Annotated in this window: 21 protein-coding genes and 1 pseudogene; 13 read left to right on the forward strand and 9 right to left on the reverse strand. The window is 62.0% G+C overall.

Features of this window, described 5'->3' with window-relative positions:
• Positions 1-12 precede the first annotated feature (12 nt).
• From CXY74_RS11850 to CXY74_RS11860, 3 genes are read left to right on the forward strand one after another with little or no spacing between them, the layout of a single operon-like run.
• Positions 13-1,317 carry an extracellular solute-binding protein gene (locus CXY74_RS11850; RefSeq protein ID WP_104200623.1) on the forward strand — a complete coding sequence of 435 codons (1,305 nt, stop codon included), beginning with the start codon at positions 13-15 and terminating at the stop codon, positions 1,315-1,317.
• A 4-nt stretch (positions 1,318-1,321) separates the two neighbouring features.
• Positions 1,322-2,425, forward strand: a complete 1,104-nt coding sequence (locus tag CXY74_RS11855; protein ID WP_104200624.1) for an ABC transporter ATP-binding protein — start codon at positions 1,322-1,324, stop codon at positions 2,423-2,425.
• A complete protein-coding gene (locus CXY74_RS11860) occupies positions 2,425-3,078 on the forward strand; it encodes an HAD family hydrolase (RefSeq protein WP_104200625.1) in 654 nt (217 codons plus the stop codon). The genes CXY74_RS11855 and CXY74_RS11860 overlap by 1 nt, the downstream gene beginning before the upstream one ends.
• A 31-nt stretch (positions 3,079-3,109) precedes the next feature.
• Here CXY74_RS11860 and CXY74_RS11865 read toward each other — a convergent pair whose 3' ends face one another.
• The 3 genes from CXY74_RS11865 to CXY74_RS11875 all read right to left on the reverse strand — a co-directional run bounded on the left by CXY74_RS11865 (position 3,110) and on the right by CXY74_RS11875 (position 5,319).
• Positions 3,110-4,186, reverse strand: coding sequence for a hypothetical protein (locus tag CXY74_RS11865; protein WP_146070135.1), 1,077 nt, complete (start codon positions 4,184-4,186; stop codon positions 3,110-3,112).
• Positions 4,187-4,248: 62 nt separating this feature from the next.
• Positions 4,249-4,887: an MBL fold metallo-hydrolase gene (locus CXY74_RS11870; protein ID WP_104200627.1), complete on the reverse strand. Its 639-nt coding sequence runs from the start codon at positions 4,885-4,887 to the stop codon at positions 4,249-4,251.
• A 108-nt stretch (positions 4,888-4,995) separates the two neighbouring features.
• Positions 4,996-5,319, reverse strand: a complete 324-nt coding sequence (locus CXY74_RS11875; protein ID WP_104200628.1) for a putative quinol monooxygenase — start codon at positions 5,317-5,319, stop codon at positions 4,996-4,998.
• 273 nt (positions 5,320-5,592) lie between these two features.
• Here CXY74_RS11875 and CXY74_RS11885 point away from each other — a divergent pair, with 273 nt between their 5' ends.
• The 6 genes and pseudogenes from CXY74_RS11885 (at position 5,593) to CXY74_RS18315 (ending at position 9,478) form a co-directional block, all read left to right on the forward strand.
• On the forward strand, positions 5,593-5,973 hold the full coding sequence (locus CXY74_RS11885) for a nuclear transport factor 2 family protein (protein ID WP_104200629.1): 381 nt from the start codon (positions 5,593-5,595) through the stop codon (positions 5,971-5,973).
• A gap of 113 nt (positions 5,974-6,086) precedes the next feature.
• Positions 6,087-6,728: an NADPH-dependent F420 reductase gene (locus CXY74_RS11890; protein ID WP_104200630.1), complete on the forward strand. Its 642-nt coding sequence runs from the start codon at positions 6,087-6,089 to the stop codon at positions 6,726-6,728.
• Positions 6,729-6,879: 151 nt separating this feature from the next.
• Positions 6,880-7,453 (forward strand): annotated as a pseudogene (locus CXY74_RS11895) (molybdopterin-dependent oxidoreductase); the annotation flags it as partial.
• 33 nt (positions 7,454-7,486) lie between these two features.
• Entirely contained in the window at positions 7,487-8,239 is a 753-nt protein-coding gene (narI, locus tag CXY74_RS11900) for a respiratory nitrate reductase subunit gamma (RefSeq protein WP_104200826.1), read from the forward strand.
• Positions 8,240-8,241: 2 nt separating this feature from the next.
• Positions 8,242-9,363, forward strand: a complete 1,122-nt coding sequence (locus CXY74_RS11905; protein ID WP_304481667.1) for an MFS transporter — start codon at positions 8,242-8,244, stop codon at positions 9,361-9,363.
• Entirely contained in the window at positions 9,332-9,478 is a 147-nt protein-coding gene (locus CXY74_RS18315; RefSeq protein WP_304481668.1) for a hypothetical protein, read from the forward strand. The genes CXY74_RS11905 and CXY74_RS18315 overlap by 32 nt, the downstream gene beginning before the upstream one ends.
• A gap of 35 nt (positions 9,479-9,513) precedes the next feature.
• On the opposite strand, the gene CXY74_RS11910 is transcribed toward CXY74_RS18315, so the two are convergent.
• Entirely contained in the window at positions 9,514-10,593 is a 1,080-nt protein-coding gene (locus CXY74_RS11910) for an SDR family oxidoreductase (protein WP_104200631.1), read from the reverse strand.
• Between the two features lie 347 nt (positions 10,594-10,940).
• Here CXY74_RS11910 and CXY74_RS11915 point away from each other — a divergent pair, with 347 nt between their 5' ends.
• Both CXY74_RS11915 and CXY74_RS11920 read left to right on the forward strand, forming a co-directional pair.
• A complete protein-coding gene (locus tag CXY74_RS11915; protein WP_104200827.1) occupies positions 10,941-11,441 on the forward strand; it encodes a hypothetical protein in 501 nt (166 codons plus the stop codon).
• A 92-nt stretch (positions 11,442-11,533) separates the two neighbouring features.
• Complete coding sequence (locus CXY74_RS11920) at positions 11,534-13,339, forward strand: bifunctional 3'-5' exonuclease/DNA polymerase (RefSeq protein ID WP_233193364.1); 1,806 nt, start codon at positions 11,534-11,536, stop codon at positions 13,337-13,339.
• 85 nt (positions 13,340-13,424) lie between these two features.
• Here the strand turns inward: CXY74_RS11920 and CXY74_RS11925 are convergent, their stop codons facing one another.
• Positions 13,425-14,858: an NAD(P)/FAD-dependent oxidoreductase gene (locus CXY74_RS11925; RefSeq protein ID WP_104200633.1), complete on the reverse strand. Its 1,434-nt coding sequence runs from the start codon at positions 14,856-14,858 to the stop codon at positions 13,425-13,427.
• An 83-nt stretch (positions 14,859-14,941) separates the two neighbouring features.
• Between CXY74_RS11925 and CXY74_RS11930 the strand changes: the two genes are divergently transcribed.
• Positions 14,942-15,580: a class I SAM-dependent methyltransferase gene (locus tag CXY74_RS11930; protein ID WP_104200634.1), complete on the forward strand. Its 639-nt coding sequence runs from the start codon at positions 14,942-14,944 to the stop codon at positions 15,578-15,580.
• A 384-nt stretch (positions 15,581-15,964) separates the two neighbouring features.
• Positions 15,965-16,444 (forward strand): DUF3145 domain-containing protein, encoded by a 480-nt coding sequence (locus tag CXY74_RS11935; RefSeq protein WP_104200635.1) that lies wholly within the window; start codon positions 15,965-15,967, stop codon positions 16,442-16,444.
• Between the two features lie 150 nt (positions 16,445-16,594).
• Here the strand turns inward: CXY74_RS11935 and CXY74_RS11940 are convergent, their stop codons facing one another.
• The 4 genes from CXY74_RS11940 to CXY74_RS11955 form a co-directional block, all read right to left on the reverse strand.
• A complete protein-coding gene (locus CXY74_RS11940) occupies positions 16,595-17,830 on the reverse strand; it encodes a beta-ketoacyl synthase (RefSeq protein WP_104200636.1) in 1,236 nt (411 codons plus the stop codon).
• A gap of 104 nt (positions 17,831-17,934) precedes the next feature.
• Positions 17,935-18,183, reverse strand: a complete 249-nt coding sequence (locus CXY74_RS11945) for an acyl carrier protein (protein ID WP_092108059.1) — start codon at positions 18,181-18,183, stop codon at positions 17,935-17,937.
• 58 nt (positions 18,184-18,241) lie between these two features.
• Entirely contained in the window at positions 18,242-19,246 is a 1,005-nt protein-coding gene (locus CXY74_RS11950; RefSeq protein WP_104200637.1) for a beta-ketoacyl-ACP synthase III, read from the reverse strand.
• A 17-nt stretch (positions 19,247-19,263) separates the two neighbouring features.
• Positions 19,264-20,184, reverse strand: a complete 921-nt coding sequence (locus CXY74_RS11955; RefSeq protein ID WP_104200638.1) for an ACP S-malonyltransferase — start codon at positions 20,182-20,184, stop codon at positions 19,264-19,266.
• Positions 20,185-20,251: the final 67 nt, after the last annotated feature.

The raw sequence follows: 20,251 nt of genomic DNA on the forward strand, positions 1-20,251 counted from the left end.
GGAGTTCTTGTTATGTTGACCAAACGACTTTCTCTCTCACTCGGTGCTCTTGCCGCCGGCTCTATCCTGTTGTCAGGATGTGCGGCATCCGGGGCCTCGATACCCGCAGCCTCCATCGCTGCGGCAGCCAACATCGCCGATTGCAACCCCGCAGAAAATACCATCACTGTCACTTATGGGCAGATGGCCAATGAGGCTATGGCGATTGCCGTCGCGAATCTACAGAAGACTTATCCTGACCTCACCATCAACGCTACGCCGCCGTCGACGTCTAACTACAACGAGCTCACCCAAACTATTGTGGCTGACATCGCGGTGGGTAATCGTCCCGATCTCATCATGACGGGGCTGGGCCAGCTGCAATTCTGGGTTGACACCTACTCTCCGTCACCAATCGACACGTCGGTGTTGCGACCGACCTACAAGACCCAGTTTCTTGGCGCTGGCACGGTCGATGGAACGGTCTATTTGGCGACGAACCAGATCTCCGCCACGGTCTTGCTTGTCAATCAGGACGCGCTGGACTCTGCCGATGCGGGCGAAGCGAAAGACATCAAAACTCTCGACGATCTCGTCGCCGCCGCCGAAAAAGTATCCGCCGATACTGGGCAACCGTCGGTGAGCATTCCAACCGACGGCCTTCCAGAATGGTTTAGCCAAGCCTTGGTCCAGGGTTCGGGAGAAACATACGTCAACGCCGATGGTACGGCCGGCTTTGGCTCTGAGAAGGCCATCGAGGCACTCTCCATTTGGCCCACACTCAAGAACAAGAATCTTGAACTTGGCGTAGTGAACAATCAGGATGCCATTGCCCAGTTCATCGGAGGCAATGCGGCGTTCCTGGTCTATACGACCTCAACTATTGCCACGATTCAGGAGGGCATCGGCGACGCATTCGACTGGACGCCTGTCGATCTCCCCAGCGTCGGTGGGGAAGAAGGCGCCCTGCCCGCCGGTGGCAACGGCTGGATCGTCCTCAGCGAAGACGCTTGCCGAGCAGCGTATTCGAATGCGTTGATCGCCGAACTGCTCTCCCCAGAGGCCGTCGCTGCCGCCAGCGGCACGTCGTACAGCTATATTCCAGTTGACACCGAAGCGGGAGACGCGCTCCTTGCCAGCGACGCCGCGACGAAGCAGTTGACCTACGCGTGGAGCTACGATAAGCCCCTTACGCCGTGGGGTGGGTTCGCCGGAAAGGACACCATGGAGGTTTTTGACATGGTACGACTGATGACTCAGAAGCTCCAGTCGGGTGCCGACGCCACAGAAACAGTGAACGAGACTGTCACGAACATCAACCAGATTGTGAGCGAGTAACAACATGACCGCGGTCAAGATTCTCGGAATTCACAAATCCTTTGCCGAGGTGAAAGCCCTCGACGGGATCGACCTGACCATCGAGGATGGCGAGAACTTCGCTATCCTCGGGCCGTCAGGGTCGGGCAAATCCACGTTATTGCACATCATCGCCGGGCTGGAGGACTCTGACGAGGGAACAGTCGAGTTCAATGGCGTTGCTCAAAACGGAATTCCTCCACATAGACGAGATGCCGCTATCGTATTCCAGCATTTCGCTCTCTATCCGCACCTCTCATCTCTGGAGAACATCACGCTCGGCCTGCGTCATGGCCTGGGCCTTACCAAGCAGGTTGCTAATGCTCGGGCTAACGATGTGGCCGACAGGATGCAGGTCAAACATCTGCTGGACAGGAAACCAAAAGAAATGTCCGGCGGTCAGCGCCAGCGCATCGCTCTCGCCAGAGCGCTAGCGAGACAAAGCGGAATTGTGCTGCTCGACGAGCCACTTTCCGGCCTGGACGCGCAACTGCATGCCGTACTTCGTCTGGAAATTGCGAGCATTCTGCGTTCCGTTGGTGCCACCGGCATCAACGTCACTCATGATCAGCTCGATGCCATGGCGATGGCCGATCGGATCGCGGTCATCAACCTCGGACAGATCGAACAGCTGGGCACACCCGATGAGCTCTATGCTGTGCCGCAGACACTCTTCGTGGCCTCATTCATCGGATCACCGCCGATGAACCTCCTGAAAATCGACGAGGTGACGGGCGAGTCTGCTTTCGGACTGCATTCTGCTGCCCGGGCTTCGGGCGCACTCACTCTCGGCGTCCGTGCAGAACACCTCACACTGACGACCCCCTCGGATCGTTCCAGCACGTGGGCGATCACCGGAGTCGTCGGTCTGGTCGAACCGACAGGGAAAGATCGAATCGTACGGTTGGTTAGCGACTCCGGTCATGCCGTTACTTTTCGCTGCGAGGTCGAAGACACTCCCAACCCGGGCGCACGGGTCACGGTGCACTGTGCTCCAAGCCTCGTGCACGCGTACTCTCAAGAGACCGGACGTCGCGTTGGAACGGCAGAGTCGGTCGGGGTCAGCCTGCGTCAATCGGTCCTCGCGTAATGGACGCAACCGTAAACACAATGGACTTGACCGACACCATGGTGATGTTTGACTGGAATGGCACGGTCGTGCTGGACGCCGATCGTGCCCGAGCGTCGCTGAATTCAGTACTCGAGGCGCGAGACCTGGGAGCGCTCGACACGGATGGATTCTCTAGAAAATTTCGCTTGCCCATGAAGAATATGTTCCGCGATCTCGGCGTGCATCCACTCGACCTCGCCGTCGCTGAAGCCGAGTGGAACCACCACATGACCCAGACGCCCACGCGTCTTCGCGCGGGTACTAATGCTGCTCTTCTGGCGCTGTCAGAGGCGGGGGCTTGGTTGGGCGTTGTATCTGCCGCTTCCGCTAAGGCAGTGCAGTTCGACCAGAGATCGTTATCTGTGCTGCCGGTCTTAGATGTCGTCGATGCCGAGGTCGCAGACAAGGTGGCGCAACTGGTCCTACATCGAGCACGTCGCAAGCACGCCTTTTATATCGGCGACACGGAGTATGACATGGTCGCTGCTTCCGCGGCAGAGTACATACCTATTGGTGTTTCGGGCGGTTACTCCTCTGAACGGGTGCTGCGTAAAGCCGGTGCCACACACATCGTCGAGTCGCTGGGCGAAATCATGGCCCTCGTTGCGCACACCGACTGCGGACGCAAGTGAATTCGGCATAACTGCGTGCCGAGCCCGCCCGCTACCGTGCCTGCCTCAGCGCGCGACCCCGTCGTCGTGCTTCAGAGAGGGACTCCCATCCGTTGGAGTCTGTGAAGTGCTCGGCCGTCTGTACGAGCCAGAACACCGCGAAGGCTGCGAGAGCGACGACTTCGACGATGAACACCGAGTTGCCTATTTGCCAATCTTCAGGCCGAATGGTTTTTGTCAGAATTAGAGTCCCCGCGATGATATCGAGGAACATGATCACACCGAGGGCAAGGTAGATGCCCGAGTACATTCTCCGGTGGAAAAAAGCCGGTGGAGGTGGCTCCGACTGATTGTCGCGGTCCGCCCACTGGCGCCACGCTTCGATAACGGTCACAGTTGCGATGAGGATGAAAAAGACACCCGCCGCGGCGACATGTCCGTATTGCCGAAACAGATCCTGACCCGGCACATTCCAGAGCGCAAAATACAAGATCCAGACAGCGAAACCGAATGCGAGGATCACCCGAAAGGCCTCCGGTACGCGGCGAGACTTGTTGATGTGATGCCATACGTTCCATCCCAGTGCAACTATCATCACGGCAATCGAAATTATCAGCCAAATGTGAAATCCCGTTGCTACGTACGGAAGCTGGTCGGCGGGAATGCAGTCGATTGTGCTGGGGCAGCTCGCGAGCTGTGCAGCTGGACCAACCTCACTGGGCAAGACAGGTGTCGGGATGATCGCGATCAGCGGGGCGAGAAGGGCCGCGAGGTTGAGCAGGTAGCTTTGCACGCCTTTCCCCGCGATGGCGAGAAGCGCAAGTGAGGCCGCGCACAGTGCTCCGGTGAACACGATGCGGGCGGGCGTGTAGTAATAGTGGCTGATCGAGGGAAGTGTCTGCCCATCGTGCACGAGGTAGTCGTCAGGGGTGAAAAAGAAAACGGCGAGGAGTATCGCGACAACCGTTCCGACAATACCGAACCGAAGAAAAAGGTATGTCTTTTTCAGGGCATCGCGGTATTCCATTGCAATCTTGAGTTGCGCCTGGCTCAGAGGTACGTATGTCTCGTTTAGTCTCGACGCCTCTGTCATTTTCAGTGCGCCATCTGAGATCCACGATTTTTTCATGACCTGAGAGTATCCCTACGGTCGGCCATGCACTACGGGGATGCGTCAGGCGGCTACCGTTGTCACCAGCCGCGTTGTTTCCACTCGGAGAGTTTGCTCCGCTCAGCGCCGAGCGTTGTGCCTGCTCCATGGCCCGGGTGCACCAGTGTGTCATCCGGAAGGTAGTCGAAGATTCGGGTGACGACGTCGTTGTACAACGACGCGAAACGCTGGGCATCACCGTTGGTGTTCCCCACTCCGCCGGGAAAGAGCGAATCGCCCGTGAACAGATGGGCGGGACCATGCGGGTCGCGGTAGAGCAGGGCAATCGACCCGGGGGTGTGTCCGCGTAGGTGAATTACTTCGAGGTCAATGCCATCGGTGGACTGGACGTCCCCGTGGTGCAAGGGTACGTCTGTGGGCACAGTAATGTCCGCGATGTCGTCGAGACCCGCTGCAGCCGGTGCCTTCGTCAGCTCCCTGACCTCGCCCAGCGCCCGCACATGGTCCCAGTGCGAGTGTGTGGTGATGATGAGGGCCAGCCGGGCGATGGCACTCGTATCTTTCTGTGCATCTTTGAGGAGGGTGAAGATAGCGGGTGCATCGTCCGCGGCGTCGATCAGTACCTGCGCGCCGGTGGATTTCGAGGTGAGTGCGTAAACGTTGTTGCTCATCTCAGATACTGAGATGCTGCGAACCGTGAGGGCGTTGAGATCGTGCATAGTCCTGTTCCTATAACCGGTTGCGGGTCTCGTACGGCGGCGACGCGGGGTTAGCGGTAGATCGTGGGGGAGTCACGTTGACCAACTCAACATTCACCCAACTTTGAGCTACTCGTGCACTGTCATTTCTCCCATTTGGCCCCAACCTTCAGCATCGATACGCTCGCTGATGATCTCTGGAGTTTTCACGAGCGCTTGAGGCATAGCCTTCATGGCCGCCGAAAAGTGCGTGCTGTTGACGTGAGATCCTGCGGCGTCATCGTGGAATGCCTCGACGAGTACAAACTGGTGAGGATCCTCGACACTGCGCGACCAGTCGAACCACAGGTTGCCTGGTTCCTGGCGTGTGGCCTCGGTGAAGTCGCGTGTCAGGTCCATCCAACGATCACTCCACTCTGGTTTCACAGTGAACTTAGCAACGATGAAAATCATGAAATTGTCCCTTTCCTTTGTCACGTCCCGTTGGGCGGCGGCGTTTCCTGAACACCCGATGGTGAGTTGTTCCAGTGTAGGCGGCGGTCCGTTCCGAGCGGATCACCGAAGCACCTGTCGACTAAAATCGAGATGTACGTTCTAGACCGATTACCGCTGAGGAATCCTGACCATGAAAACTCGCAAAGTAGCCATCATCACCGGAGGCTCCCAGGGCATCGGAGCAGGTCTGGTGTCCGCATTCCGCGGGAAAAACGAACAGGAGAGAAACCGATGATCGCGCTTGATAGCGTCGCCCGAGTTCGCATCGTGACGGAAGTCTTGGATGCGTGGGCGAACGGAATCCGTGAGCATGAGCCGGAACGTGTCGCGTCCCACTTCACCGAAAATGCTCTATTCCAGGGCGTCGCGCCGACGCATTCTATTGGCAGGCTCGGTGTGATCGGCTATTACGATAGGCAGCCTGTAGGCCTCAGTCCCTCGTTCCGAATCCTGGAACACCGCCAGCTCTCCGGCTCAACGCTGATCTCCTATATCGACGTCGACTTCACCCGTCCCGACGGCGTCGTCATTCCCGTTCACCTGACGGCTGTGCTGGAATACATCGATGGTTCCTGGCTCATCAGCCACTACCACGTTTCACAGGTCGAATAGCAGCGACTCGTCGTAGCGGGTGCCGTCAAGAAGCATGGCGACGCTCGTGTGGCGGATTTGCCGGCGTTGGAAGAGTCGGGAACATTTTCGGCGCCGCCCTCGTTGTCGCCATCATGACAACTATTGGAATCATCGGTGCAGGAAACATTGGCAGCCAGGTCGCTCGCAAGGCGATCGAAAATGGTTACGACGTCGTGATCAGCAATTCCCGAGGCCCGGAGACCCTCGCCGAGCTCGTTGCCGAGCTGGGCCCGAAAGCGACCGCCGGAACCGCGGCTCAGGCCGCTGAGGCCGCCGACGTCGCGATCGTGACGGTGCCGCTCAAGGCTTACGCGGATGTGCCCGTTCAGCAGCTGGCCGGCAAGATCGTCATTGACACCAATAACTACTACTTCGAACGCGACGGACATATCACCGCCCTCGATAACGGCGAAACGACCGTGACCGGCATGCTCCAGAAGCACTTACCCACTTCGCGCGTGGCGAAAGGATTCAATCACATTACGGCCGCGGACATCACCGCCGACTCGCACCCGACCGGCGACCCGGCCCGGCGCGCACTGGCGACGTCCTCCGACTTCACCGACGCCTCCGACTTCGTCACCAAGCTCTACGACGAATTCGGCTTCGATACAGTGAATATCGGCCCCCTTGTCGAGAGCTGGCGCGTCGAGCGCGACCGTCCGGCCTACGGCATCCGTCAGACGGTTGCAGAGCTCGAGGCCAACCTGGCGAAGGCACCGCGCACGGTTTGACGTTCGCCGACGGTCACCCTCAGCAGGTGACCGTCGGCGGTTCGCACCCGAGTGTCGAAGAAGTTCGAACGTGACCCGTCGGGGGCGGTCAATTGCGCGAACAACCAAAGTAGTGCTAGCGCTTGGCAAAACACCGACTTAGGCTGTCGTCATGGCAGCTGGACCTTTGCCTGCCGGGTTGGACGGAAAAGCGTCGGATGCACTGCTGTCGCTTGGCCGTTTCTTCACTCGGTGGGAACAGACAGATGACGGCCGGGAGGTATTTCGCGAAGGCGGCCGTAAGGGCGACGTGTTCTACCGTGACCGGTGGAGCCACGATCAAGGCGTACGGTCCCGACCGCTGCTCGGGATTCTCGCCGATCCCGGCCATGTCGATGGTCTCCCACGCCGCCGGAAACCGCTTCATTCAGCTCATCGGCGGCGTCATGACGTCGTTCTACGATTGGTACGCTGACCTCCCGGTCGCCAGCCCGCAGGTTTTCGGCGACCAGACCGACGTTCCGGAATCCGGCGACTGGTGGGACGCCACCTACCTCATGATGTGGGGCTCGAACGTGCCGGTGACACGCACACCGGATGCGCACTGGATGACCGAGGTACGGTACCGCGGCACCAAGGTCATCGCGATCAGCCCCGACTACGCGGACAACACCAAATTTGCCGATGAGTGGCTGCCGGCGCAGGCCGGAACGGATGCTGCCCTCGCCATGGCGATGGGCCACGTATCCCCGGCTATTGCCGCTCAACGAGGCATAGCCATGGACCTGCTGCTGTGGGGCGTTCTGCCGTACGTCATGGTCGCCATCCTGATCGGCGGTTCCATCTGGCGTTACCGATACGACCAGTTCGGCTGGACGACCAGGTCGTCACAGCTGTATGAAAGTCGCCTGCTGCGGATTGGGTCGCCGATCTTTCACTTCGGCCTGCTCGCGGTGATTGCCGGGCACTTCTTCGGTCTGGTGATCCCGATGACCTGGACGCTCGCGGTGGGCATGAGCCAGGATTTCTATCATCTCAACGCCCTACTTGTCGGCGGGGTCGCCGGGGTCGGCACGCTCGGTGGCATTTTGATCCTGATCTATCGCCGGCGCAAGACCGGCCCGGTATTTATGGCGACAACCCGCAACGACAAGGTCATGTATGTCGTACTGGCCGCCGCGATCGTACTCGGCCTCTGGACCACCCTGGCGAGCGTGTTCGAGGGCGCCCACGGACACAATTATCGGGAGACCGTTGCGCCCTGGTTCCGCTCGCTTTTCATCCTTCAGCCTGACATCGCAGCGATGGCCGCAGCCCCGTTCTCATTCCACATCCATACGCTCGTCGGCATGCTTCTGTTCACCATTTGGCCGTTCACTCGGCTGGTGCACGCCTTCACCGCGCCCCTGCACTACCTGTTTCGGCCGTATATCGTCTACCGCACCCGCGACCAGGTACCCGGCGCGATCAGACCAATCCGACGCGGCTGGGCAGCGATTGGAACCGAAGACCGAGCACGCGACAAAAAATAGCCATGCCTGAAAGTGTGCGGGCACGTGCCCGGGCCAGCAAGGGGTTCGATCTTGTTCTCGCGACGTTGTCGTCCGTGGTGTGTTTCTGGGCCTGGACGAGTGTGGCCCCCCTCGGGGTGCGCTATAGCGTCGATTTGAATTTGACGTCGACGCAGGCATCCGTTTTAGTGGCCATGCCTGTCTTTGTCGGCTCGATCGGCCGTATTCCGGTGGGTGTGCTCACGGATCGCTACGGTGGACCGATCATGTTCACCACGGTGCTCCTGGCCACTGTCCCCGCACTTCTGCTCGTTGCGCTGGCCGGAACCCTGGGGGTCTACTGGGCTCTCGTCCTGTGCGCGCTCCTATTGGGCGTCGCCGGAACGGTCTTCGCCGTTGGGATACCGTTCGTGAGCAACTGGTATGAAGTGTCCCGGCGCGGCTTCGCAACGGGAATCTTCGGTGCGGGAATGGGCGGGACAGCATTGTCCGCATTCTTCACACCCAGGTTCGTGGACTGGTTCGGCTACATTCCCACACACCTGATCCTGGCCTGCCTGCTCGTCGCGACCGCGATCGTCGTGCGAACCTGCATGGGGAATGCTCCGAGTTGGGTATCGAATTCCCAGCCATTCGTTCCCAAGCTCTGTGCTGCCGCAAAACTCGGTGTGACCTGGCAGATGTGCTTTCTCTACGGTGTGGTGTTCGGCGGGTTTGTCGCCTTCTCGACCTACCTGCCGACCTACCTGCGCGATATTTACGATTTCGACCTGACCGCGGCGGGAACCCGCACGGCCGGATTCGCCGTCGCCGCGGTTCTACTGCGCCCGGTCGGCGGAATCCTCGCCGACCGCATCGGTCCCAAGCCGGTCGTCATCGTGGTGCTGGCCGCGGTCGCTGTTCTAGCTTGGGTGGTCAATGTGCGCCCCGACGGCGAGATACCGGCTGGGCTGACCTTCGTGGCGATGGCTTCGGCCCTGGGGCTGGGCGCTGGGGCTGGGCGCTGGGGGAGTCTTCGCCTGGCTGGGACGAAACTCGCCACCCGCGAAGGTCGGGTTGGTCAGCGGCATCGTCAGTGCGGCCGGTGGTCTCGGCGGGTACTTCCCCCCGCTTGTGATGGGGGCCACCTACGACGCCGCCGATAATAGTTATGCCATCGGTCTGCTCCTGCTGGCGGGAACGGCTGCCGTGGCCCTGGTCTTCACCATCGTCGCCGTGCACGAACACCCCAACCAAACGGTGCCAAATCAGGTCAACTGATAGCGACACTGCCGTTTTGGTCGCCGCCAATTGCTTTACCCAGGGATGATCTTCTCGGCGCGGTAGCGGTCGAACAAAGCTGTGAAGGAGTCGATCGTGCGGTGGTGCGGGGTGAAGCCGGCGAGGCGGCTCTTGGTGATGTCGGTGAAGACCTCGATATTCCGGCCGAGGTCGGCGTCGGTGTGCCACCACGATGCGATGCGCCCTAAGTCGGATTCGACGAGGTTGTGCGCGGCAGCGAGTTCGGCCCAGACCGGCTCCATTCCTGCCATCTGCACCTCGAGCGGTCGTGGCTCGTCCACGAAACCAACCGGTTCGACGCCGAAGTATGCGGCGATCTTCGGCCACATCGCGCGCCAGCGGAAGACGTCGCCGTTGACCACGTTAAATGCTTCGTTGGCCCCGGCAGTCGTTGTCGCTGCCCACACCATCTGCTCGGCAAGAATCGTCGCGTCGGTCATGTCGGTGACGCCGTTCCACTGGGTCGCGCTGCCGGGGAACACAAAGGGCATGCCAAGATTCCTGCACAAGGCAGCCTGTGCGGCAAGGGTGAGTCCCATGTTCATGAGGTTGCCGACCGCGTGGCCGATTACGGTGTGCGAACGGTGCACCGACCAGGTGAATCCTTGGCGAGCGGATGCAGCGAACAGTTCGTCTTCCTGTGCGTAGTAGAAGTTCGCCACGTCGAGCCGCGGTTCGTCTTCGCTAAAGGGAGTGTCGGGCATGATGCCCTGCCCGTAGGCCTCGAACGGGCCGAGGTAATGCTTGAGGCCGGTGACCAGGGCGACGTGGCGCACCGGTGCGTGGGCAAGTGCGGCGAGGAGATCACGCACCATGCCACCGTTCACCTCGATGTTGAGTTCCTCGCTGTTCTGACGTGACCAGGCGGTGAAGAAGACCCGTTCGGGCATCTCACTGGCCAACACTCGGTTGAGGTCGGCGGCGGAGCGAAGGTCCGCCTGAATCCAGCGCACCCCGGGTAAGGCTGGGCCGCTGCGGCGGGCGAGGGCGAGGACCTGCCAGCCCGCGGCAGATAACTGGTCGACCACGGCGGATCCGGTGATTCCGGACGCTCCGACGACGAGGGCGGTACGGGGTTCAAGTGAAGTAGTCATCGCTGAATGCAACCTTGTGCTCTGTGAGGTATTCCTCCCCTGCGTACCCGATGGGTGATCACGAGGTCGCCAGGCACTGCGCGGTGCCGAAGAAGGCTTGTAGGCCGCAGGAGACGAAACCGACGTTCTCGGGGAAGCCGACGATGCGGTCCAGCCGGAAATGGTTCAGTGCCCCCATCGACCGAGGTCGGAATGGAGGCACTGAACCATTTCCGGCTGTACCTCGTGATAAGTCCAAGGCCCCTACGCCGAGCACCTCCGCAGTGCGCACCACGTCATCGCACCTCATGCACAAGCACTTCATCACGCTCCATTTCAGGCGCGTGCATCAAGAGAAGGAAGCAATCATGAACAGCAGAATTTGGCTCAAGGCCGGACCGGTCGTCGGGGCAGTAGCGCTCAGCATTCTCGTGCTGACCGGATGCTCGCAGGGAACAACGGCCCCGGCGGCCGACACGTCGAGTTCATCCAGCCCAACGAGCGATGCCGCGGTCAAGCCGGCCCTAGCGACCGCGGACAGTTCACTGGGCAAGATCGTCGTCGATACCGCCGGAATGACACTGTATGTCTTCGACAAGGACGTCGCAAACTCCGGCACGAGCACCTGCGAGGGCGAGTGCCTCGTCAAGTGGCCCGCCGTCGTCGCCGAATCCGACACCCCCACGGTTGACGGCGTGACCGGCACGGTCGGCGTCATCACCCGCACGGATGGCACCAAGCAAGTTACTCTCGCTGGGCTTCCGCTCTACTACTGGGCGGGCGACTCTGCTGCCGGGGACACCACCGGAGAGGGTGTTGGCGGCGTCTGGTGGGTGGTCGCTCCGAACGGAGACAAAATCGCTAGCTAAAGACCGCAATCCGGCCTTCTGCAGACGCCGTACCCATCGACATCACGAAGCGGATGGGTACGGCGTCTGCTGGTAGCGGGCAGAATGAACGGGTGTATGTACTGGTGCGGCAGACAAGTGGTGGCGACGTGCTGGTCGATACGCTTGACGATGTCGGCCGGTTTATTGAGGCGGCCCGCCTCTCCCTGACCGAGTTTCCGTCGTTCGTGTCGTCGCGTGAACCCAGCACTCATGAATCGGCCACCGGTGACCGGGCCGCACCCCGTTGGGTCTGGGAGGATACCGCCCGTATCTACCCGATATTCTTGGAGGCCGGCATCCGAGTGCAGCGCTGCCATGATCTCCGTCTGTGCCACGTGATCCTGAAAAATTCCGCGCTGACCATGACGAGCGAGCTCGCGCTGGCGGCGCCAGGGCGCTGGGACGTCGCGAGCGTTGGCACGACCGACCGAGCGGAGCCCCTGGCGACACTCTTTGATTTCGACGCAAACGCGGATTCTGATACCAGCGGTGAGTGCGGCACGGCGGGGGAGTTTCGTCGGCAACTCGACGCGGTGGCATCCGCTTGTGAACCGGGGCGCCTCCGGCTCTTGCTCGCCGCTGAGTCCGCCGGGGCGCTCGTGGCCGCGGAAATGCGGTACGCCGGGCTGCCCTGGCGCAGCGACGTGCATGATCTCTTGCTAACCCAAGAACTGGGAGCGCGCGTCCCGCCGGGCATGCGACCCGAACGGCTCGAACTTCTCGCCCAGCGAATCCGCTTAGAACTGGATGACACCACGCTCAACCCGGACTCTCCACCGGAACTATTGAAGGCCTTGCAACGCGCGGGGCTGGCTGTCGCGTCGACGCAAGGCTGGGAGCTGAAGAAGTTGCAGCATCCGGTGATCGAACCGCTCCTGCAGTATAAGAAACTGTCCCGGTTGCTCAGCGCTAACGGCTGGACCTGGATGGAATCCTGGGTTGTCGATGGTCGCTTCCACCCCGATTACGTGCCCGGGGATGTCGTGACCGGCCGCTGGGCCACCCGCGGCGGGGGAGCGCTGCAGCTGCCCAAGCAGATTCGTGGGGCCGTCGTCGCTGATGACGACTGGAAACTCGTCGTCGCCGACGCTGCCCAGCTGGAACCACGCATCCTGGCCGCGCTGGCGCGGGATACGAGCATGGCCAAGGCCGGGCGCGGCACAGACCTGTATGCCGGAATCGTCTCGAGCGGCGTCGTCGAAACCCGCGACCACGCCAAGGTTGCCATGCTCGGCGCCATGTATGGGGCCACGACCGGGGAGAGCGGTCGGCTAATGCCGCGTCTCGCCCGCGCCTACCCTCGCGCGATCGCACTCACCGAGTCGGCGGCGCGTGCGGGCGAGCGTGGCGAGATCGTGACGACCCGACTCGGGCGTTCGTCACCCATTCCGGGATCGGGCTGGCAGGAGGCCCAGGCGCAGGCCTACGACCCGGCGGCCACGGCGACCGATGAACGGCGCGCCCGCAGCCAGGCCCGGGATTGGGGACGCTTCACCCGAAACTTCATCGTGCAGGGCAGCGCCGCCGAGTGGGCTCTGTGCTGGATGGCGGAAATCCGTCGAGAGCTCACGGCATTGCCAGCACCCGATAGCCTTCACTCGGATGCCGCGCACGGTGCTGTCTGTCAGCCTGTTCCGGGAGTTAGCCCAGTAAACCGGGGCGCTACCCGGGGTCGAGCTCCATTTCACGGCACACCGCATCTAGTCTTTTTTCTCCACGACGAGGTGATTGTGCACACCCCCGCTGCCCAGGCTGCCGCCGTTGCACAGATCATCGTCACTGCTGCCGAAACCGCCGGGCGGCTACTCTTCGGCGACTTCCCAGTCGACTTCATGTTGACGGTAGCAACCGTAGATAACTACGGCCAGGCCAAGTAACCCGGCGGACGATCCCGCACAGCCGCGCTCGCTCGCTCGTGTCGTCGCTTGCCAGACTGGCAAAGCGTCTCGTTCCGCGCGGGTGTCAGGACAACCGCGCAATGCGCAGACGTCGAAGGGCGCGCGAGGCCGTCGAGGCCAGACCGGAACCGAGCCGGTGACGCACATCGGCCACGGCCACACTCCAGAGGCCGTCGTTGTAGGTGGGATACGCGTGCGTTGTGCTGGCGATATCGCTCGTGGTGAGTCGGTTCTTCACCGCCAGAGAAATTTCGCCGAGGGTTTCACCGGCCCGCGGACCCACGACTGTCCCGCCCAGTACGCGGCCGCGTTTGTCGACGATGAGCTGGGTGTAGCCAGCTGTCTTCGCCTCCGTCACGGCACGGTCAACGTGCTCATGATCCCAGGTGAGGATTCGGTGGACTCCGGCTCGCGCATCACGGGCTTGCAGGCCGACGGCACCCAGTTCAGGGTGAGTGAACGTAACTCGGGGGATCGCCGTACTGCCGACCGTGCGAGTCAGGCCGAGGATGGCATTGGCAGCAGCCACGCTGGCGTTTACGCCGGCCGTGTGGGTGAACTGGGGCAGGCCGGTGACGTCGCCGGCGGCCCAGATGCGCGGGTTGGAGGTGCGCAGTCGGGAATTGACCACGATGTTATCGTGCACGTCGCGGAGCACCCCCGCGCATGACAGGTCGAGATCGGCGGTGTTCGGGCGGCGACCCAGCGCGACGAATAGCCGATCGAAAGACAGGGTGGTCCCATCGCTGAGGGCCGCCGTGCCGGCGCGGCGGTCGGCGGAGGTGACGGAGATCGCGGTGCAGTTGGTGCGCACCTCGACTCCGTCAGCGATCAGCGCGCTCTGGATCAGGGCACTGGCCCGTTCGTCTTCTTTAGGAAGGATGCGTGGACCTCGCTGCACGATCGTCACGGCCACACCGAGACGAGCCATGGCCTGAGCTATCTCACAGCCGATTGCCCCGCCGCCCAAGAGGACGAGTCGTTGCGGGGCAATCCTCAGGTTCCAGAACGTTTCGCTGGTCAACACGTCTACCGCGTCGATTCCTGGGATATCCAGCAGTGCCGGAGCTGCGCCCGTGGCGATCAATGCTTGTTGGAACCGGAGTTCACGGCCGTTCACATCGATACTGTCGGGTCCGGTGAATCGCGCTTTCCCGATCACGACGTCAATGTTGTCCCGCTCGAGGGACTCTGCGGAATCGACGGGGGCGATCTCGTCCATCGCGTCCTGAACGTGCGCCATGACCTGCGCAAAGTTGACCACGACATCGCTCACGCTCACTCCGAGGTGAGCTGAGGATCGGGCGTTCGTTGCGGCGTTCGAGGCGGCAATGAGCGCCTTCGACGGAACGCACCCAGTCCACAGGCAATCCCCGCCGAGGCGGTTGCCCTCGATCAGAACCACTTTCGCTCCGAAACTTGCCGCGGTGCGGCTAGCTACGAGGCCGGCCGTACCGCCACCAATGACCGCCAAGTCAAATTTTCTAAGTTCGTTCATGACTGTGAGCGTAGGCGGTCGGCGGGGTCCGGAACGCGGGCGTGCTGGTTAGGCTGGCAATAAAGGGAAAGCCGGTCTGCACTATGGCGAACGTCTACGAAGTCGCTGCTCGCTTTTACGATGTGCTCTCCGGAGAACGCGTCGTCTACCGGGCGGGTCGAGAGTCCGGCGTTGCGCTCCTGCAAGTGCGCCAGGGCGATACGGTTCTGGACCTGGCCTGCGGTACCGGCCTGAATTTTGCTCTGCTCGTCGATGCTGTCGGCCCCTCTGGCACCGTTATCGGGCTGGATCGAAGTCCGGCAATGCTGGAGATGGCCCGCCGCCGGGTGAGATTGAACGGGTGGACCAGCGTGTGTTTGGTCGAAGCGGATGCCACTGCGTTTGACCCGATTGTCGTCGTGAATGAGCTCCCGGCAACGGCGGAAGGGTTCGTTGACTGCATCTTCTCCAGTTATGCCATGAGCATCTTCACCGACTGGCGCCCGGCCTGGGACCGAGCGCGTGCGCTGTTGCGGCCGGGCGGTCGAGCGTGCATCGTCGACATGCAGTTGCCCGTAGGTATCTACCAGCTATTCTCGCCGCTCGCGCGGTTGGCCGTTGCGATCGGCGGCGCTGATCTCAGGGCTCGCCCGTGGACCATCATCGAACGCGAGGGAGTGGATGTGCGCTCCGTAAGCGTTCGTGGCGGCCACATTCGTGTCGTTGCAGGCACGATCCCCTAGCCCGCGACCGAGCACCATGTTTTAGACGAACAGCCCACGAGCGGGCTAGCCCCCCACATGAGATGGCCCTCAACGCGTCCGGCCGTGCGGCTCACGGGGAGCAGCTGTCAGCTGACGTTGAGCACCGTTGGGTGACCCGGAGTTTCATCCGTTTCACTCGGTATCCCTACCAGCCGCCGCTTGTCAATGTGCAGGTCGCTGGGGCATAATGACGATATCGGCACGCTGGTATCCAGTTACCGAATAATTTAACATTCGCCATCGTGCTTCAACGCTCAGTTGAAGGCGCGGTCGTTTCGAGGTCGTTGGGGAAGACGAACCTACAAGAAACGGAGAAACACGATGGATGCAGTACCGAACCGTCGGGCGCCGATAGCGCGGGGGATGCTTTTTGTGCACTCTTCTCCGCGAGCGGTCTGTCCTCATATCGAGTGGTCTGCCGGTCGAGCCCTCGGGGAGGCTGTCAACTTCGACTGGTCAGAGCAACCAGCCCTGCCCGGATCCCACCGGGCGGAGTATTACTGGGAAGGGTCTCCGGGAACCGGTGCCGCGCTCGCATCCGCTCTGCGCGGCTGGGAACAGCTGCGCTTTGAAGTCACCCAAGATGCTGGAGCAGGTTCGGATGGCGGACGTTGGTTGCATACGCCCGAGCTGGGTATCTTCTACGCCCAAACCGACAACGTGGGTAACATGGTCGTGCCGGAAGATCGCATTCGATCCGCCATGGAGAGTGCGGGGGCGAACGCCATCGAGTTGCACCGGCAGTTGCGCCTGGCCCTCGGGCAATCCTGGGACGACGAACTTGAACCGTTTCGGCAGGCGAGCGACCTGAATGCCGTAGTCTGGCTGCACCAGGTCGGCTGATCAGCCACTTCTCAAGCGTGCAGTTCGCCCAGTACGGCGCCACCCTTCGATCAGCGACATTCCCGGTGCCGACCCCGCGAAGTCAGGCGATCCGCCTGACAGAATGACCCCGCCCGAACCCGGGCGGGGTCATTCTCTTTTACCGGACTTTTAGACCGACCGAAATGCCACAACGGCGTTGTGGCCACCGAAGCCGAAGGAGTTGCTCAGCGCGAGCAGGTCTCCGGCCGGCAAGGCGCGCGGTGTGGTGACCACGTCGAGCGGAATCTCCGGATCCTGCGACGTGAGGTTGATCGTCGGCGGTGCGAGGCGCTCGTCGAGAGCCTTCACCGTGAAGAAGGCTTCGAGGGCGCCAGCGCCACCGAGCAGGTGGCCGGTTGATGCCTTCGTGGCCGAGACCGGGATGCCGTCGAGAAGATCACCGAACACGCGCTTGAGGGCGTTGTACTCGGCGATGTCACCAACCGGGGTACTCGTGGCGTGGACGTTGATGTGGGAGACATCGGCGAGGGTCCCTCCGGCGTTCTCGATGGTCGAGCGCATTGCGCGGGCGGCCGCCGATCCTTCGGGGTCTGGCGCGGTCACGTGGTACGCATCGCTGTTGACAACGCCACCGAGCAGTTCGGCGTAAATGTGGGCGCCGCGCGCCTTGGCGTGCTCCTCGGTCTCGATGACGAGGGCGGCTGCACCCTCGCCGAGAACGAAACCGTCACGAGTGACATCGTACGGGCGGCTCGCGGTAGCCGGGTCGTCGTTCCGGGTCGACAGGGCGTGCATCGCTGCAAACGAGGCGATCGGCAGGGGGTGAATGGCGGCCTCGGAGCCTCCGGCGATGACGATGTCGGCCAGTCCGGCTTGCAGGCGATTGTACGCGTTGATCAGCGCTTCGGTGCTCGACGCGCACGCCGAAACAACCGTGGTGATGCCGGCACGGGCGTGCAGGTCCATTCCGATGGCCGCCCCCGGACCATTGGGCATAAGCATCGGCACGGTCATGGGCAGTACGCGACGCGGGCCGCGTTCGCGCAGGGTGTCCCATGCATCCAGCAGGGTCCACACTCCGCCGATCCCGGTTGCCCAGTCCACGGCGAGGCGCTCAGGCTCGACCTCGGGGGAGCCGGCATCGGCCCAGGCTTCGCGTCCGGCGATCAGTGCGAATTGGCTGGACGGGTCGAGGCGCTTGACCTCAAATTTCTGCAGAACATCCACGGTTTTCACGCGTGCCTGTGCTGCGAACGTTACGGGGATCGCTGTTTCAGCGACCCAGGCCTGCTCAAGGGTGGTTGCGCCCGATTCGCCGGCCAGGAGGGCGGTCCAGGTGTCGACCGCCGTGCCGCCCAGCGGCGTAGTGGCACCGATGCCGGTGATAACGATTTTCTTGGTCATAAGTCAACTCTCCATGGAACGACAAACGTGTGGGCCGGCGCGTTGTGGCACCAGCCCAATGAACAGGTCGGTCTTTTTCCGACCGACCCGGTTCATTCTTGGGTCTAGTCCTGTGCCTTCACGATGAACTCGACGGCATCGCCGACGGTCTTAAGGTTCTTGACCTCTTCGTCGGGGATCTTCACGTCGAACTTCTCTTCTGCGTTGACGACGATGGTCATCATCGAGATGGAGTCGATGTCCAAGTCGTCGGTGAACGATTTGCCCAGCTCAACCGTGTCGGTTGCAATTCCGGTCTCGTCGTTGATGAGCTCGGCCAGGCCGGTCAGAACTTCTTCGGTGGACAATGCCATGTTATTTCTCCTTGAGGGTGTCTCGGTTGACCGAGACTTAGTTTAGAGGGTGGATAGGTTAGGGCAGCACAACGACTTGCGCACCGAACACGAGTCCGGCACCGAAGCCGATCTGCAGCGCGAGTCCGCCGCTGAGCTCAGGGTGTTCCTCGAGCAGGCGGTGGGTGGCGAGGGGGATTGAGGCCGATGACGTGTTACCGGTCGTGGCGACGTCGCGGGCGATGACGACGGATTCCGGCAACTTCAGCTGCTTGGCAAACTCGTCAATGATGCGCATGTTGGCCTGGTGGGGAATGAACGCGGCGAGGTCGGCGCTCTCGATCCCGGCTACTTCGAGGGCTTTTTTGGCGACCTTGGCCATGTCCCAGACTGCCCAACGGAAGACGGTTTGCCCTTGCTGACGCAGGGTTGGCCAGTCGGCCTCGCCGCGACGGTACTCCTGCAGGGTGTGATTCATGTGAATCGCGTCTGCCTTGGAACCATCCGATCCCCACACCGTTGTGGAGATACCCGGATAGTCACTCGGGCCGATGACGACAGCGCCAGCACCGTCGCCGAGCAGAAATGAGATGCTGCGGTCTCCGGGGTCGACGAGGTCGGAGAGCTTCTCAGCGCCCACGACGAGGGCGTAATGAGCAGCCCCCGTGCGAATGAGCGCATCAGCCTGGGCGATGGCGTAGGCGTATCCGGCGCAGGCGGCATTGATGTCGTAGGCGGCGGCAGGATTGCTGCCAACACGGTCGGCCAAAACGGCGGCCATTGATGGTGTCTGGCGCCCGTTGCTGATGGTGGCCACGATCACGGCATCAATGAGCGCCGGGTCAATGCCACTTTTCTCGATGGCTTCGCGGGCGGCATCCGTTGCCATGTCGATAGCGTCGATGTCCTGGCTGGCGCGTGTGCGGGTGATGATGCCGGTGCGCTGCTGGATCCACTCGTCGGAGGAGTCAATCGCTGCGACGAGTTCGTCGTTGGGTACGACGAGGTCGCCGCGGGCGGCGCCGATCGAGAGGATTCGGGTGTACTGCGCCCCGTGGGACTGCTTCAGTGTTGGCTTGGTCATTGTCTCTCTTATCAGTTTCAGGACTGCTGGTCGATCATGGCCCAGGCGGCGGGCAGGTCGTCCGGGGTCTTGATGGCGACGGTAGGAACGCCTTTGAGGGCTCGCTTTGCAAGACCGACGAGCGCGCCGGCAGGGGCGATCTCGATGATTCCGGTGACTCCCGCAGCGGCGAAAGCCTCCATGCACCTGTCCCACCGTACCGGCGATGACACCTGACCCACGAGCAGGTCCAGAAAACGGATGCCCGTGGCGACCTGGCTTCCGTCGTGATTGGTCCAGATGGGGAGAGTGGGGTCGGTGGGGATGAGCGAGCCGGCAACCACGGTCATCCGTTCGACGGCCGGTTGCATATAACGCGTATGGAATGCGCCGGCGACCTGGAGCGGGATGACTCGGGCGCGGTGCGGGGGAGCCGCGGCGAGTTCGGCGAGAGCGTCGAGTGCCCCGGCAACGACGATCTGACCGCTGCCGTTGAAGTTGGCGGGTTCGAGGCCGAGCTCGGCCACCCGGGTGAGCAATTCGGTCTCGTCTGCACCGATCACGGCGCTCATGCCGGTGGGGACGAGGGCGGCGGCGGCCTGCATTGCTATGCCACGCTCTCGAACGAATCGCACCGCATCGGCGGTTTTCAGGATGCCGGCGCCCGCGGCGGCAGTGAGTTCTCCGACCGAGTGCCCGGCGATCCCGGTAACGCGGTCTCGGCGACCATCCGTGAGCAGTGCTTCAAGCGTCAGGATGCCTGCGGCAACGATGAGGGGCTGGGCAATCGCCGTGTCGCGGATGGTCTCGGCGTCGCTGACCGTGCCGTGGGTGACGAGGTCGAGGTCGACGTCGCTCGAGATTTGCCGTAAGCCGGCATCGAAGGCAGGCAGAGCCAGCCAGGGTTCGAGGAATCCGGGAGTTTGGGAGCCCTGACCCGGGCAGACGACAACGATCACTTATTCAGTCTTCCAACCGGGGCACGGAAATGAATGTACAGATGGCACTAAGTATTTCTAAAACCTT

It is taken from the genome of Cryobacterium sp. Y29 (assembly GCF_002929825.1).
Taxonomy (GTDB): domain Bacteria; phylum Actinomycetota; class Actinomycetes; order Actinomycetales; family Microbacteriaceae; genus Cryobacterium.

Excerpts from the sequence above, each read along its gene's own strand:
- CXY74_RS11850 (WP_104200623.1), top strand. The coding sequence starts at position 13 with ATGTTGACCAAACGACTTTCTCTCTCACTCGGTGCTCTTGCCGCCGGC.
- CXY74_RS11855 (WP_104200624.1), top strand. The coding sequence starts at position 1,322 with ATGACCGCGGTCAAGATTCTCGGAATTCACAAATCCTTTGCCGAGGTG.
- CXY74_RS11860 (WP_104200625.1), top strand. The coding sequence starts at position 2,425 with ATGGACGCAACCGTAAACACAATGGACTTGACCGACACCATGGTGATG.
- CXY74_RS11865 (WP_146070135.1), bottom strand. The coding sequence starts at position 4,186 with ATGAAAAAATCGTGGATCTCAGATGGCGCACTGAAAATGACAGAGGCG.
- CXY74_RS11870 (WP_104200627.1), bottom strand. The coding sequence starts at position 4,887 with ATGCACGATCTCAACGCCCTCACGGTTCGCAGCATCTCAGTATCTGAG.
- CXY74_RS11875 (WP_104200628.1), bottom strand. The coding sequence starts at position 5,319 with ATGATTTTCATCGTTGCTAAGTTCACTGTGAAACCAGAGTGGAGTGAT.
- CXY74_RS11885 (WP_104200629.1), top strand. The coding sequence starts at position 5,593 with ATGATCGCGCTTGATAGCGTCGCCCGAGTTCGCATCGTGACGGAAGTC.
- CXY74_RS11890 (WP_104200630.1), top strand. The coding sequence starts at position 6,087 with ATGACAACTATTGGAATCATCGGTGCAGGAAACATTGGCAGCCAGGTC.
- narI (WP_104200826.1), top strand. The coding sequence starts at position 7,487 with ATGGACCTGCTGCTGTGGGGCGTTCTGCCGTACGTCATGGTCGCCATC.
- CXY74_RS11905 (WP_304481667.1), top strand. The coding sequence starts at position 8,242 with ATGCCTGAAAGTGTGCGGGCACGTGCCCGGGCCAGCAAGGGGTTCGAT.
- CXY74_RS11910 (WP_104200631.1), bottom strand. The coding sequence starts at position 10,593 with ATGACTACTTCACTTGAACCCCGTACCGCCCTCGTCGTCGGAGCGTCC.
- CXY74_RS11915 (WP_104200827.1), top strand. The coding sequence starts at position 10,941 with ATGAACAGCAGAATTTGGCTCAAGGCCGGACCGGTCGTCGGGGCAGTA.
- CXY74_RS11925 (WP_104200633.1), bottom strand. The coding sequence starts at position 14,858 with ATGAACGAACTTAGAAAATTTGACTTGGCGGTCATTGGTGGCGGTACG.
- CXY74_RS11930 (WP_104200634.1), top strand. The coding sequence starts at position 14,942 with ATGGCGAACGTCTACGAAGTCGCTGCTCGCTTTTACGATGTGCTCTCC.
- CXY74_RS11935 (WP_104200635.1), top strand. The coding sequence starts at position 15,965 with ATGCTTTTTGTGCACTCTTCTCCGCGAGCGGTCTGTCCTCATATCGAG.
- CXY74_RS11940 (WP_104200636.1), bottom strand. The coding sequence starts at position 17,830 with ATGACCAAGAAAATCGTTATCACCGGCATCGGTGCCACTACGCCGCTG.
- CXY74_RS11945 (WP_092108059.1), bottom strand. The coding sequence starts at position 18,183 with ATGGCATTGTCCACCGAAGAAGTTCTGACCGGCCTGGCCGAGCTCATC.
- CXY74_RS11950 (WP_104200637.1), bottom strand. The coding sequence starts at position 19,246 with ATGACCAAGCCAACACTGAAGCAGTCCCACGGGGCGCAGTACACCCGA.